We start from the raw sequence: 14,007 nt of genomic DNA, 5'->3' as shown, positions 1-14,007 counted from the left end.
CCTCGCATCGCCCTCTAATTCCTAGATCAGCGATCTTTGTTAATGCTCTGAGGGTGTTATTCATTTCTTCCCCGGTGGGGCCCCGCCGGTGTCCGCCGATCTTTTGCCGGGTAGCAAGAAGAAGAACATCAACGTTTGCCCGCGCACTGTTTTGATCAGGTTCCGCTCCCTACAATCCGTCCACATCTTGAGCTCAGCCCAAGCGTCAAGGAGGACGAATGGCGGAGCCCTCTACCTTCGCAGCCGCAGTCCTGACGGACGACAACCGTCTGATCGTGATCCTCATCGCCGTCGTCGCGCTCGCGGCGCTCGCCGTCGCCGGAGTCCTGGTGCGCCAGGTGCTCGCGGCCGGTGAGGGAACGGATTCCATGAAGAAGATCGCGGCCGCGGTCCAGGAAGGCGCCAAAGCCTATCTGGGCCGCCAGCTGCGCACCCTCGGCATTTTCGCCGTCGTGGTGTTCTTCCTGCTCATGCTGCTTCCGGCGGACGACTGGAATCAGCGCGCGGGGCGGTCGATCTTCTTCTTGATCGGCGCCCTCTTCTCGGCGATCACCGGCTATATCGGAATGTGGCTCGCGGTGCGCAGCAATGTGCGCGTCGCCGCCGCGGCCCGGGAAGCGACCCCCACGGAAGGCGAGCCGGAAAAAGATCTCACCGCTGTCTCGCACAAGGCAATGAAGATCGCTTTCCGCACGGGCGGCGTCGTCGGCATGTTCACGGTGGGGCTCGGTCTGCTGGGCGCCTCGTGCGTCGTGCTCGTCTACGCGGCCGACGCGCCCAAGGTCCTGGAGGGATTCGGGCTCGGCGCCGCGCTGATCGCGATGTTCATGAGGGTCGGCGGCGGCATCTTCACCAAGGCCGCCGACGTCGGGGCCGACCTGGTCGGCAAGGTCGAACAGGGCATCCCGGAGGACGACCCGCGCAACGCCGCGACGATCGCCGACAACGTGGGCGACAACGTCGGGGACTGCGCCGGCATGGCCGCCGACCTCTTCGAGTCCTACGCCGTCACGCTGGTCGCCGCGCTGATCCTCGGCAAGGCGGCGTTCGGCGACGCCGGACTCGCCTTCCCGCTGATCGTGCCCGCGATCGGGGTCGTCACGGCGATGATCGGCATCTTCGCCGTCGCGCCGCGCCGCGCCGACCGCAGCGGGATGAGCGCCATCAACCGCGGGTTCTTCATCTCGGCGGTGATCTCGCTCGTCCTCGTGGCCGCGGCCGTCTTCGCGTACCTCCCTGGGAACTACGCCGACCTGGACGGAGTCACCGACGCGGCGATCCGCGGCCACGACGGCGATCCGCGCGTCCTCGCCGTCGTCGCCGTGGCGATCGGCATCGTGCTCGCCGCGCTGATCCAGCAGCTCACCGGGTACTTCACCGAGACGACCCGCCGCCCGGTCCGGGACATCGGCAAGACGTCGCTGACCGGACCGGCGACCGTGGTGCTCGCGGGCATCTCCCTCGGGCTCGAATCGGCGGTGTACACGGCGGTGCTGATCGGGCTCGGCGTGTACGGGGCGTTCCTGCTCGGCGGCGCGTCGATCATGCTCGCGCTGTTCGCGGTGGCGCTGGCCGGCACCGGGCTGCTCACCACCGTCGGCGTCATCGTGGCCATGGACACCTTCGGTCCTGTCTCCGACAACGCGCAGGGCATCGCCGAGATGTCCGGCGACGTCCAGGGCTCGGGCGCGCAGGTCCTCACCGACCTGGACGCCGTCGGCAACACGACGAAGGCCATCACCAAGGGCATCGCCATCGCGACGGCCGTGCTCGCGGCGGCGGCGCTGTTCGGCTCGTACCGGGACGCGATCCTCACGGCCGCCGGGGACGTGGGGGAGAAGGTCGGCGACGGCGGACCGATGAACCTCGTGATGGACATCTCGCAGCCCAACAACCTCGTCGGGCTGATCGCCGGCGCCGCGGTGGTCTTCCTCTTCTCCGGACTCGCCATCAACGCCGTGTCCAGGTCGGCGGGGTCGGTGGTCTACGAGGTGCGCCGGCAGTTCCGTGAGCACCCCGGGATCATGGACTACACGGAGGAGCCGGAGTACGGGCGCGTCGTCGACATCTGCACCAAGGACGCCCTGCGGGAACTCGCCACGCCCGGGCTGCTCGCCGTGATGGCCCCCATCGCGGTCGGCTTCACCCTCGGCGTCGGCGCGCTCGGCGCGTACCTCGCCGGCGCCATCGGCACGGGCACGCTGATGGCGGTCTTCCTCGCCAACTCCGGCGGCGCCTGGGACAACGCCAAGAAGCTCGTCGAGGACGGCCACCACGGCGGCAAGGGCAGCGAGGCCCACGAGGCGACCGTGATCGGCGACACGGTCGGGGACCCGTTCAAGGACACCGCGGGCCCCGCCATCAACCCGCTGCTGAAGGTGATGAACCTGGTCGCGCTGCTCATCGCGCCCGCGGTCGTCAAGTTCAGCTACGGCGACGACGCGAGCGTGCCCGTCCGGGTCGTGGTCGCCGTCATCGCGCTCGGCGTCATCGTCGGCGCCGTCTACGTCTCCAAGCGGCGCGGCATCGCGGTCAGCGACGACGACGGGGACGGCGGGAAGCCCGCGGGGCGGGTCCCGAAGCCGGCCGACCCGGCCGTGGAACCGTCCCGCACGTAGCGGCGTACGGAAGACCGGTCTCAACAGGTGGGCGGACAGCGGCGCTTGACGGGCTGTCCGCCCGCCGGTGTCTCCGCACCCGTGTCACCTGCGCCTTCCGCGCGTCTGCGGGGCCGGTGCGCGTTTCTTCCGTGAGCCTTCTCTCCCTTGGTGCAAATGGCTGCTAAAGGTCAACAAACCGGTCTTATGGGATGTCCGAGGTGCGATTGTCGTGTGCCCGGCGTGTAAGTTCCGGGGCCGAGAGCCATGGAAGGGACCGATCCGGTGAACAAGAAGCTTGCCGCCGCACTGTCCGGCGGTGCGGTACTGGTAATGGCCTTGTCGGGCTGCGGCGACGACGGCAACGACAAGCTCGACTCCTGGGCCAAGGAGGTCTGCGACAAGGTCCAGCCGCAGGCGAAGAAGATCGAGTCCGCCAACGCCGCGATCCAGAAGGAGACGTCGGACAACAGCGCGCCCGCCGACGTCAAGAAGACGGACTCGAAGGCGTTCCAGGACATGTCCGACGCCTACAAGGCGATCGGGGACGCCGTCGACAAGGCGGGCGCCCCGAACGTCGACGGCGGCGAGAAGAAGCAGCAGGACGCCGTCAAGGAACTGGACAAGATCTCCACGTCCTACGCCGACCTGCGCAAGCAGGTCGACCAGCTGGACACCGGCGACCAGGCGAAGTTCGCCGAGGGGCTCAAGAGCATCGCGGGCGAGCTGGACAAGCTCAGCCAGAGCGGCAGCGACGCCCTGAAGAACCTGGAGGAGGGCGACGTGGGCAAGGCGATGGCCAAGCAGGAGAGCTGCAAGAGCGCCTCCGCGACCCCCTCGGGTTCCTGATCCGCGATCCCGTCGGGTCCTGATCCGCGATCCCGTCGGGTCCTGATCCGCGATCCCGTCGGGTTCCTGAGCGGCGACCCCGTCGGATCGTGACCCACCACCTCGTCGGGTCCCGACCTGCCATCCCTTCGGCGCCCCCGGCGCCGCGGCACGACCGCGGCGCCGGGGGCGCCGTCGCGTCCCGCGGCGCACGCACGCCCGTGCGGCGCAGGACGGCGTCCCGCGTGGCGTGCGGATGCCCGTGCGGCGCAGGACGGCGTCACAATGGAGGCGTGAGTTCTTCCGCTTCCGCCGTCCTGCCCGCCGCCGACCGCCCCGACGCCGCCCGCGCGCTGCGCGACGCCCTGCTCGTCGCCGAGTTCACCGCCGACGGGCTGCTCGACCTGCTCGGGGCGCCCGCCTACGCCGCGCTCGCCCGCAGCGAGACCGTGCCCGCCCTGCGCGCCACCCGGGGCGACACGCCCCTGGAAACGCTCGTCCGGCTCTTCCTGCTGCAACAGCCGGTGCCGCGCGAGCGGGCCGCCGGGGTGCTGCCGCTCGACGCCTGCCTGGAGGGCGGGTGGCTGCGGGGCGCCGGCGACGACGTGGCCGCGACCGTCGACGTACGCCCGTACGGCGGGCCCGACGGCGAGGACTGGTTCATCGTCTCCGACCTCGGCTGCGCGGTCGGCGGCGCCGGTGGCATCGGCAGCGACGACGAGGGCGTGGTGCTCGGCGTCGGGGGCGCCTCCACGACGCTCGCCGGCCTCACCGTGCGCACCCCCGTCGACTCGGCGCTCGACCTGGGCACCGGCTCCGGCATCCAGGCGCTGCACGCGGCGCGGCACGCCACCCGGGTCACCGCCACCGACCTGAACCCCCGCGCCCTGCACATCACCGCGCTCACCCTGGCCCTGTCCGGGGTGCCCGCGGCCGACCTGCGCGAGGGCTCCCTCTACGAGCCGGTGGGCGAGGCGACGTACGACCTGATCGTGTCGAACCCGCCGTTCGTCATCTCACCCGGCGCGCGCCTGACGTACCGCGACGGCGGGATGGCCGGGGACGATCTGTGCCGCTCGCTCGTTCAGGGAGCGGGGGAGCATCTGAACGAAGGGGGATACGCGCAGTTCCTGGCCAACTGGCAGCACGTGGAGGGCGAGGAGTGGACCGAGCGGCTGCGCTCGTGGGTGCCGCGCGGCTGCGACGCCTGGATCGTGCAGCGCGAGGTGCAGGACATCACGCAGTACGCCGAGTTGTGGCTGCGCGACGCCGGTGACCACCGCACCGACCCGCAGCGGTACGCGGCCCGGTACGACGCGTGGCTGGACGAGTTCGAGGCGCGCAAGGTGACCGCCGTCGGCTTCGGATGGATCACGCTCAGGAAGGGCGCCGCCGAGGAGCCCTCCATCGTGGTGGAGGAGTGGCCGCACCCCGTCGAGCAGCCGCTCGGCGAGACGGTCCGGGCACACTTCGAGCGCGTCGACTGGCTGCGCACGCACGACGACGCGGCCCTGCTCGAAGCCTCGTTCACGCTGGCGGGCGAGGTCGTGCAGGAGCAGGTCGGGCTGCCGGGCGCCGAGGACCCGGAGCACGTGGTGCTCCGGCAGGGGCGCGGCATGCGCCGGGCGACGAAGGTCGACACGATCGGCGCCGGGTTCGCGGGCGTCTGCGACGGGTCGCTGAGCGCCGGGCGGATCCTGGACGCCATCGCGCAACTGGTCGGCGAGGAGCAGGTGTTGCTGCGCGACCGGACGCCGGCCCAGATCCGCACGCTGATCGAGCAGGGCTTCATCACGCCCGCCGGGCCGGTCGGATAGCGCGCCCCCCGGGCTCGCAGGGCTTCATCACGCCCGCCGGGCCGGTCGGATAGCACGCCCCCGGGCCCGCAGGGCTTCATCACGCCCGCCGGGCCCGTCGGACAGCGCGCCCGCCGGACAGTTCCTCTTCGCCTGCCGCTGCCCGGGAGTTCACCCGCGCTTCCCCCGCCCGTGCCAGCGTCCGGCCAGGGCGGCGTGCGCCGTCCCGGAGGCGGGAGGCAAGGCGATGGAGAGTGCACCTGCGGTCTTCGCGGGCACGGTGTTCGCGTTGTTCGGCGCGGGACTCGTCGTGTGGACGGGGGCGCGCACGGCACATCGCGAGCCGGTGGCGTACGGGGTGCGCCCGGTGGCGTCGGCGGTGGTCGCCGGGGTGAGCGGCGTGGTGTGCCTGGCGCTCGCGGCATGGTGTTTCAGCCAGATCTGACGCGGCCTCAGTACGGCATGGGAGAGCCCCGGCCGCAGTACGGCCGGGAAGAGCCCCGGCCTCAGTACGGCCGGATAAGCCCCGGCCGCAGTACGGCCGGAAAAAGCCCCGCACACGGCGACGCCCGCCTCCGGAAGCGGTCCGGGGCGGGCGTCGGCGCGTGTGACGTCAGCGGAGCGGGCGGCCCTGCGCGTCCGTGCGGTCGTTGCTGGTGAGGAAGATGATGCCGTCGATGAAGCCCCACAGACCACCGGCGCCGCAGGTCACGATGGAGACGACGAGCTGCCAGACACCGGTCTTGGTGTCACCCACGTAGAAGCGCCCGACGCCGAACGAGCCGAGGAAGATGCCGAGCAGACCCGCGACCAGCTTCTGCTTGTCGGAGTACGGGCGGCCCTGCGGGTCGACGCCGAACGGGGCCTCGGGCGTGGCGCCGGGGAAGGGCTGGGACATGGGAGTTGCTCCTAGGGACAGAAAAATGGCGCGACGACGCGCGCCGTTGAGCGGAAGGATTCCGAGAGCGACGCACCGGTGGGGACACGGCGTGGCCTCGGGAGAACGAAGCGTAGGGGGGTCCGCGGGGTGTCATGGACCCGGGGAGTCGATCGTGGCGAGTTCGTGACCTTGTGCGGACGGCGGTGACGTCGCGTCAGATCACGTTGCGCAGCACGGTCCACACCCCGGCGACGGCCAGCAGGGCCACCTGGAGCCGGGCGCCGGCCACCGGCCGCCAACGGCGCCCGCGCAGCCCCTCGTAGAGCCAGCGCCCCAGCAGGTACAGGACGAACGGGGACGCGGCCAGCAGCAGGCCGTTGTCGTGCCAGGCCGTGCCGAACCGGCCGTGCATCAGGTCGTACGCCATGCGGGTGCCGCCGCAGCCGGGGCAGAGCAGCCCGGTGAGCGCGCGGAACGGGCAGCCGGGCAGCCAGTGGCCCGGCTCGTGCGGATCGGTGCCGTACAGGTACGCGGCCCCGGCGGCCCCGGCGGCGAACACCGCGAGGGGTGCCGCGGCCGGGGCGCGGGGTGCGGTACGCGAGGAGGCGTCCACGCCGGCCACTAGGAGCGCAGGATCCGGCCCTGCGCGTCGGTCGTGTTGCTGCCGGCGAGCATGACGATGCCGTCGATGAAGCCCCACATGCCGCCGATGCCGCAGGTCAGGACGCCGACGAGGAGCTGTCCCACGGCCAAGCCGGTGTGGCCGGTGTAGAAACGGCCGACGCCGAACGTGCCCAGGAAGATGCCGAGCAGGCCGGCCGTCATCTTGGACTTGTCCGAGTACGGCCGCCCGTACGGGTCGTAGCCGTAGGGCGCCGTCGGGTCGTAGCCGACCGGCATGGCGGCGCCCGGCTGGGGCGGGTAGCCGCCGCCGGCCGGCGCGGAGCCCGGGTAGGGGTAGCCGTAGGTGGGCTGGCCGCCCTGCGGGGGCTGGCCGGGAGCGGCGCCGTAGCCGGGCTGGCCGCCCTGCTGCGGGTAGCCGTACGGGCCCGCGCCCGGCTGGTCCTGCGGGGGCTGCTGGCCGTAGGGGTTGCTGTCGGACATGGGGATGCTCCTGGGTCGGGATGCCGGTGGGGACGGACCGGGGCTTCCCTCGGGCTCCCCCAGCCGACCGCCATCTTGTCAGGAGCAGATAAGGCTGGGGAGCGCAGGAGCACGATAGGAGCGCAATAGGGACCTTCGTGACCAGAGTGTGGCACTGCGCGCCACGCACGGTGATCTTGCGGCTACACGGAGGCGAGGGCTCCGCTCCCCGGTCCGGGGGCAGGATCACGAGGAGTCGGGTTACCGTTCCGAGTGGCTGCTGCGTGCTTTTCCCGTTTGACACACGGGCGGGAGGTACCGTCACACTCCGCAGCAGTACCGCGACCACCGACGGGACACCGTCAAGAAACGGCCCCGACCGCCGACCGGAGAGAAGAGCGAAGTTGTCCCCGACCAGCGAGACCGCACAGGGCGGCCGCCGACTCGTCATCGTCGAGTCGCCCGCCAAGGCGAAGACGATCAAGGGCTATCTCGGTCCTGGGTACGTCGTCGAAGCGAGCGTCGGGCACATCCGCGACCTCCCCAACGGCGCGGCCGAGGTCCCCGAGAAGTACACGGGTGAGGTGCGCCGCCTCGGCGTGGACGTCGAGCACGACTTCCAGCCCGTCTATGTCGTCAACGCCGACAAGAAGGCACAGGTCAAGAAGCTCAAGGACCTGCTGAAGGACTCCGACGAACTCTTCCTCGCCACCGATGAGGACCGCGAGGGCGAAGCCATCGCGTGGCACCTCCTGGAAGTCCTCAAGCCCAAGGTCCCCGTCCACCGGATGGTCTTCCACGAGATCACCAAGGACGCGATCCGCAGCGCCGTCGCCAACCCCCGCGAGCTGAACAAGCGGATGGTCGACGCCCAGGAGACCCGGCGCATCCTCGACCGCCTCTACGGCTACGAGGTCTCGCCGGTCCTGTGGAAGAAGGTCATGCCGCGTCTGTCGGCGGGCCGCGTGCAGTCCGTGGCGACCCGGCTCGTCGTCGAGCGCGAGCGCGAGCGCATCGCCTTCCGCTCCGCCGAGTACTGGGACCTGACCGGCACCTTCGCCACCGGCCGGGCCGGCGACCCCTCCGACCCCTCGTCCCTGGTCGCCCGGCTCAGCGCGGTCGACGGCAAGCGCATCGCGCAGGGCCGCGATTTCGACTCGCTCGGCCAGCTCAAGGGCGGGAACTCGGCGAACACCCTGCACCTGGACGAGGCGAACGCCCGCGCGCTCGCCGCCGCCCTCCAGGACACCTCGTTCGCCGTCCGCTCCGTCGAGTCCAAGCCCTACCGCCGCTCGCCGTACGCGCCCTTCCGGACGACGACGATGCAGCAGGAGGCCTCGCGCAAGCTCGGCTTCGGCGCGAAGGCGACCATGCAGGTGGCGCAGAAGCTGTACGAGAACGGCTTCATCACCTATATGCGTACCGACTCCACGACGCTGTCGGACACCGCCGTCTCGGCCGCCCGCGCGCAGGTCACGCAGTTGTACGGCGCCGACTACCTGCCCGACAGGCCGCGCACGTACGCGGGCAAGGTGAAGAACGCGCAGGAGGCCCACGAGGCGATCCGCCCCTCCGGCGACCGCTTCCGCACGCCCGCCGAGACGGGCCTGTCCGGCGACCAGTTCAAGCTGTACGAGCTGATCTGGAAGCGCACCGTCGCCTCCCAGATGAAGGACGCCGTCGGGAACTCGGTCACGGTGAAGATCGCGGGCCGCGCCGCCGACGGCCGCGACGCCGAGTTCAGCGCGTCCGGCAAGACCATCACCTTCCACGGCTTCCTCAAGGCCTACGTCGAGGGCGCCGACGACCCGAACGCGGAGCTGGACGACCGCGAGCGGCGCCTGCCGCAGGTCACCGAGGGCGACCCGCTCTCCGCGGAGGAGCTGACGGTCGACGGCCACGCGACGAAGCCGCCGGCCCGCTACACCGAGGCCTCGCTCGTCAAGGAGCTGGAAGAGCGCGAGATCGGCCGCCCGTCGACGTACGCGTCGATCATCGGCACGATCCTCGACCGCGGCTACGTCTTCAAGAAGGGGACCGCGCTCGTCCCCTCCTTCTTGTCCTTCGCCGTCGTGAACCTGCTGGAGAAGCACTTCGGCCGGCTCGTCGACTACGACTTCACCGCCAAGATGGAGGACGACCTCGACCGCATCGCGCGCGGCGAGGCGCAGTCGGTGCCGTGGCTGAAGCGTTTCTACTTCGGTGAGGGCGACGGCTCCGGCTCGGCCGCGGAGGCGGGCAACGGGGACGGCGACCACCTCGGCGGCCTCAAGGAGCTCGTGACGGACCTGGGCGCGATCGACGCCCGCGAGGTCTCCTCCTTCCCCGTCGGCAGCGGCATCGTGCTCCGGGTCGGCCGCTACGGCCCCTACATCGAGCGCGGCGAGCGCGATTCCGAGAACCACCAGCGCGCGGACGTCCCCGAGGACCTCGCCCCCGACGAGCTCTCCGTGGAGTACGCGGAGGAACTGCTCGCCAAGCCGAGCGGCGACTTCGAGCTGGGCACGGACCCGGCCAGCGGCCACCAGATCGTCGCCAAGGACGGGCGCTACGGGCCCTACGTGACCGAGGTGCTCCCCGAGGGCACCCCGAAGACCGGCAAGAACGCGGTGAAGCCGCGGACCGCCTCGCTCTTCAAGACGATGACGCTCGACACGGTGACGCTGGAGGACGCCCTCAAGCTGATGTCGCTGCCGCGCGTGGTGGGGACCGACGCCGAGGGCGTCGAGATCACCGCGCAGAACGGGCGGTACGGGCCGTACCTGAAGAAGGGCACGGACTCCCGCTCGCTCCAGGCCGAGGAGCAGCTCTTCACGATCACCCTCGAAGAGGCGCTGGCGATCTACGCGCAGCCCAAGCAGCGCGGGCGCGCGGCCGCCAAGCCGCCGCTGAAGGAGCTCGGCGAGGACCCGGTCAGCGGCAAGCCGGTCGTCGTGAAGGACGGCCGCTTCGGCGCGTACGTCACCGATGGCGAGACGAACGCCACACTGCGCTCCGGCGACTCCGTGGAGGAGATCACGCCCGAGCGCGGCTACGAACTGCTCGCGGAGAAGCGGGCGAAGGGCCCGGCCAAGAAGACCGCGAAGAAGGCGGCCAAGAAGGCACCGGCCAAGAAGGCGCCCGCGAAGAAGGCGGCCGCCAAGAAGACCGCGGCCAAGACGACGACCGCCGCGAAGAAGACGGCGGCCAAGACGACCGCCGCCAAGAAGGCGGCTCCGGCCGAGTAGCAAGCAGGGCCCGGGCCCTGGGCGGTTCGCGCGGCACGGCGGAACGGTTCGCCCTCGCGGGGGTGGGCGGTTCGCGGCTTATGTGGAGGGGGCGCCTCCGGGTTCGACGACCCGGGGGCGTCCGTTTGTTCGGGTGGGCCTCCGGAGTGTCGGTCCGTCCCGATAGGCTGGACGAATGACCCGTGCCGAGCAGCCAACGGCCCCCCACACGGCCCCAGACGACGCCCTGGTAGCGGACTCCCGAGAGCGCGCCGTGCGTGCGCTCCTGCGCGCTCCCCAGTTGAGGCGGCTGTGGTCCGCACAGCTCGTCGGTGGGGTCGGTGATGTACTCGGGCTGCTTGTGCTCGTGGTGCTCGCGCTCCAGGCTGCCATCGCCCAAGGGGCGTTCGGCGGCGGATACCGGGGTGTGGCCTTCGCCGTCGCCGCGGTGTTCGGGGCGCGCATCCTGTCGACCCTGCTCTTCGGCGCCGTCCTGCTGGGACCGCTGACCTCGCTGACGACCCCCGGCGGCCCCCTCGACCGGCGCTGGACCATGGTCGGCGCCGACGGACTGCGCGCCGCCCTGCTGATCGTCGCGCCCCTGTGGATCGACTGGACCCCGGACAACGCACCGGCGCTGCTCCTCGTCACCGCGTTCGTCGCCGGTGTCGCCGAGCGGTTCTGGACCGTCGCCAAGGAGAGCGCGGCGCCCGCGCTGCTGCCCGCGCCGCCTCCGGAGGGCGCGGCCGTGCGGCCGCTGCCCGACCACATGGACGCGCTGCGCCGGCTCTCCCTGCGGACCGGCTTCGTGGCGATCCCGCTGGCCGCCGCCGTCCTCGTCCTCGTGACGCTGGTGCAGAACCTGATCGGCGCCGGCGTCGACTGGTTCGCCCAGCACCAGGTCGCGCTCTCCTCGTACGTGGGCGCGGGCCTCTTCGCCGCCTCGCTCTCGGTCGTCTTCTTCCTCGAACTGCCCGGCGCGCAGACCCCGCGCGCGCGGTCGCCGCTCGAAGGGCTGCGCCGCCCGCGGACCGGCGCCGGTGTCGACAAGGGCCGTACGGGCGCGATCCCGCTGCTCGTCGTCGCCTGCGCCGCCGTCGCCGGCGCGATCGCCGCCGCCGTCGCCGTGTCCGTGCTGCACGCCAAGGACCTGGGCGGCGGCCCGGTGACGTTCGGACTGCTCGTGCTCGGTCTGACCGGCGGCACCGTCGTCGGCATCCGCACCGCGCCGACCGTGCTCCCGTCGCTCTCCCGGCGCCGGCTGCTCGCGCTCGCCCTCGCGCTCACCGGCATCGCGCTGCTCGCCGCGGGCCTCGTCCCCGACGTCACCACCGTGCTCCTCGTGGTGACCGTCGCCGGGGTCACCGCGGGCATCGCCGCGAACACCGGGCACACGCTGCTCGACCAGGAGAGCGAGGAGTACCGGCGGGCCCGCGTCACCGAGCACCTCCAGGCCGTCGTCCGGGTCAGCGTCGCGCTCGGCGCCGTGCTCGCGCCGGTGCTGGCCGGGCTGATCGGGCCGCACCGCGTGGAGAACGGCAAGTTCGTCTTCGCCCACGGCGGCGCCGCGTTCACGCTGATGCTGGTGGGCGCCCTGCTGCTGCCCGTCGCCGCCCTGGTCCTCGCCAAGGCCGACGACCGCAGCGGCGTACCCCTGCGGCACGACCTGCGGGACGCGCTGCTCAAGGGGAACGACCCGGCGCAGGCCCCCGCCGCCACCGGCTACTTCATCGCCCTGGAGGGCGGCGACGGCGCCGGGAAGTCGACGCAGGCGGAGGCGCTCGCGGAGTGGATCCGCGGCAAGGGCCACGAGGTCGTGCTCACCCGCGAACCGGGCGCGACCCCGGTCGGCAAGCGGCTGCGCTCGATCCTCCTCGACGTCTCCTCCGCCGGCCTCTCGCACCGCGCCGAGGCACTCCTGTACGCCGCCGACCGCGCCGAGCACGTCGACACCGTCGTGCGGCCCGCGCTGGAGCGCGGCGCCGTCGTCATCTCCGACCGGTACATCGACTCGTCCGTCGCCTACCAGGGCGCGGGCCGCGACCTGTCCCCGACCGAGGTCGCCCGGATCAACCGCTGGGCCACCGGCGGGCTCGTCCCGCACCTGACGGTGCTGCTCGACGTGGACCCGCAGGCCGCCCGCGAGCGGTTCACCGAGGCGCCGGACCGGCTGGAGTCGGAGCCGGTGGAGTTCCACGCGCGCGTGCGCTCCGGTTTCCTGACGCTGGCCGCCGGCGACCCGGGCCGCTACCTCGTCGTCGACGCCGGCCAGGAGCCGGAGGCCGTCACGACGGTCGTCCGCCACCGGCTCGACCAGCTCCTGCCGCTCTCGGAAGCCGAGATCAAGGCGCAGGAGGAGGCCCGGAAGGCCGCCGAGGAAGAGGCGCGGCGCAAGGCCGAGGAAGAGGCCGCGCGCAAGGCCGAGGAGGAGCGCATCGAGCGCGAGCGCCAGGAGCAGCTCGCCAGGCTCCGCGCCGAGGAGGAGGAGCGCAAGCGCCGCGAGCTGGAGGAGGCGCAGCGGATCGAGGCCGAGCGGCAGGCGGAGGAGGCCCGGCAGCGCGCCGAGGAGGCCCGCAAGAAGGCCGAGGCCGAGCAGGCCCGCCTCCTCGCCGAGGAGAAGGCCCGGGCCGCCGAGCAGGAGCGGCTGCGCAAGCGGGCCGAGGAGGAGGCGCGGCTGCGGGCCGAGGCCGAGGAGCGCCGCCTGGAGAAGCAGCGCAAGGCCGAAGAGGCGCTGCTGCGGGCGGAGGAGGCGCGGCGGCTCGCGGCGCAGGCGGCTCAGGCCGCGCAGGCGGCTCAGGCGAGTACGGCGGGGAATCGGTCTGCTTCGGCGTCGTCGGGTTCGGCGTCGGCCTCTGCCGGGACGACGAGTTTCCGTAAGGCGGAGGCGGCTTCTACGTCCGAGGACTCCCAGGTCTCCGAGGTCTCCGAGGCGTCGGGGGCTGCGGATCGGTCCGCGGCGGCTGCCCCCGCTGGGCCGGCCGTGTCGCCCGTGCCGCCCGTGCCGGACAACGAGACCACGGTGCCGACGCCGATCGTGCGGCCCCAGGCGCCATCCGAGGCCGAGGAGACGGCGGTGCTGCGGCCGGTTCGGGACGTGCCGGGCCGGGACGAGCCGGGCCGACACGAGCGGGGCCGGGACGTGCCGGTTCGGGACGCCGAGGAGACCGCGGTGCTGCCGCCCGTCCGGGACGCGGCGCCGGGGCCGGTCCGGGAGGCGGAGGAGACGGCGCAGCTGCCCCGGCCCTCCGTCGGTGCCGCCGACGAGACGGCGGTCCTGCCGCAGTTCTCCGAGGGGGCCGCGAACCGGGTGCCGCAGGGGTACTTCCGTGACGAGCACCCCGCGTCGCCGTCCGCGCACGAGGTGCCGCCGGAGAGCGCCGCCGACCGTACGGCGGAGCTGCCGCAGCTCGACGAGGAGGGCCGGCCGCGTCGCCGCCCCCGCCCGGACTGGGCGGAGGAGACGCCGTTGGACGACCTGCCGACACTGGCGGACGAGCTGCTGGGCGACCAGGCCGACGACCACGAGGCGCACGATGCGCGCGCCGAGGGCGATGACGGTGGCGCCGGGGGCAAGGGCCGGAAGAACCGGCGCCGCCGTTAGGCGCTCCGCCTGAGGC

General features: G+C 72.3%; 9 protein-coding genes. 6 read left to right on the top strand and 3 right to left on the bottom strand.

The window, feature by feature from the left end; all coding sequences use genetic code 11:
- Positions 1-218: 218 nt before the first annotated feature.
- The 4 genes from ACIBW6_RS27495 to ACIBW6_RS27480 all read left to right on the top strand — a co-directional run bounded on the left by ACIBW6_RS27495 (position 219) and on the right by ACIBW6_RS27480 (position 5,666).
- Positions 219-2,618 (top strand): sodium-translocating pyrophosphatase, encoded by a 2,400-nt coding sequence (locus tag ACIBW6_RS27495; RefSeq protein ID WP_399064138.1) that lies wholly within the window; start codon positions 219-221, stop codon positions 2,616-2,618.
- A 246-nt stretch (positions 2,619-2,864) separates the two neighbouring features.
- Complete coding sequence (locus ACIBW6_RS27490) at positions 2,865-3,446, top strand: small secreted protein (RefSeq protein ID WP_399064136.1); 582 nt, start codon at positions 2,865-2,867, stop codon at positions 3,444-3,446.
- A gap of 272 nt (positions 3,447-3,718) precedes the next feature.
- The gene (locus ACIBW6_RS27485; RefSeq protein WP_399064134.1) at positions 3,719-5,242 is read left to right on the top strand and encodes a methyltransferase; all 1,524 of its coding nucleotides are present in this window, start codon (positions 3,719-3,721) and stop codon (positions 5,240-5,242) included.
- 226 nt (positions 5,243-5,468) lie between these two features.
- Positions 5,469-5,666 (top strand): hypothetical protein, encoded by a 198-nt coding sequence (locus tag ACIBW6_RS27480; RefSeq protein ID WP_399064132.1) that lies wholly within the window; start codon positions 5,469-5,471, stop codon positions 5,664-5,666.
- Between the two features lie 168 nt (positions 5,667-5,834).
- On the opposite strand, the gene ACIBW6_RS27475 is transcribed toward ACIBW6_RS27480, so the two are convergent.
- The 3 genes from ACIBW6_RS27475 to ACIBW6_RS27465 form a co-directional block, all read right to left on the bottom strand.
- Positions 5,835-6,119, bottom strand: a complete 285-nt coding sequence (locus ACIBW6_RS27475) for a TM2 domain-containing protein (RefSeq protein ID WP_356489477.1) — start codon at positions 6,117-6,119, stop codon at positions 5,835-5,837.
- A gap of 196 nt (positions 6,120-6,315) precedes the next feature.
- Positions 6,316-6,714 (bottom strand): DUF2752 domain-containing protein, encoded by a 399-nt coding sequence (locus ACIBW6_RS27470; protein WP_399064130.1) that lies wholly within the window; start codon positions 6,712-6,714, stop codon positions 6,316-6,318.
- A gap of 8 nt (positions 6,715-6,722) precedes the next feature.
- Positions 6,723-7,205, bottom strand: coding sequence for a TM2 domain-containing protein (locus tag ACIBW6_RS27465; RefSeq protein ID WP_399064128.1), 483 nt, complete (start codon positions 7,203-7,205; stop codon positions 6,723-6,725).
- A 383-nt stretch (positions 7,206-7,588) separates the two neighbouring features.
- Here ACIBW6_RS27465 and topA point away from each other — a divergent pair, with 383 nt between their 5' ends.
- A complete protein-coding gene (topA, locus tag ACIBW6_RS27460; protein ID WP_399064126.1) occupies positions 7,589-10,411 on the top strand; it encodes a type I DNA topoisomerase in 2,823 nt (940 codons plus the stop codon).
- A gap of 175 nt (positions 10,412-10,586) precedes the next feature.
- The gene (tmk, locus tag ACIBW6_RS27455) at positions 10,587-13,991 is read left to right on the top strand and encodes a dTMP kinase (RefSeq protein WP_399064125.1); all 3,405 of its coding nucleotides are present in this window, start codon (positions 10,587-10,589) and stop codon (positions 13,989-13,991) included.
- The last annotated feature ends 16 nt before the right edge of the window (positions 13,992-14,007 follow it).

This window comes from Streptomyces sp. NPDC049813 (assembly GCF_044465085.1).
GTDB lineage: Bacteria > Actinomycetota > Actinomycetes > Streptomycetales > Streptomycetaceae > Streptomyces.
Note: the sequence above shows the minus strand (reverse complement) of the source record. Positions and strands in the feature narration are given on the sequence as shown.

What these genes read in the sequence shown, in the direction of transcription:
- ACIBW6_RS27495 (WP_399064138.1), top strand. Translation starts at nt 219, where the DNA reads ATGGCGGAGCCCTCTACCTTCGCAGCCGCAGTCCTGACGGACGACAAC.
- ACIBW6_RS27490 (WP_399064136.1), top strand. Translation starts at nt 2,865, where the DNA reads ATGGAAGGGACCGATCCGGTGAACAAGAAGCTTGCCGCCGCACTGTCC.
- ACIBW6_RS27480 (WP_399064132.1), top strand. Translation starts at nt 5,469, where the DNA reads ATGGAGAGTGCACCTGCGGTCTTCGCGGGCACGGTGTTCGCGTTGTTC.
- ACIBW6_RS27475 (WP_356489477.1), bottom strand. Translation starts at nt 6,119, where the DNA reads ATGTCCCAGCCCTTCCCCGGCGCCACGCCCGAGGCCCCGTTCGGCGTC.
- ACIBW6_RS27465 (WP_399064128.1), bottom strand. Translation starts at nt 7,205, where the DNA reads ATGTCCGACAGCAACCCCTACGGCCAGCAGCCCCCGCAGGACCAGCCG.
- tmk (WP_399064125.1), top strand. Translation starts at nt 10,587, where the DNA reads ATGACCCGTGCCGAGCAGCCAACGGCCCCCCACACGGCCCCAGACGAC.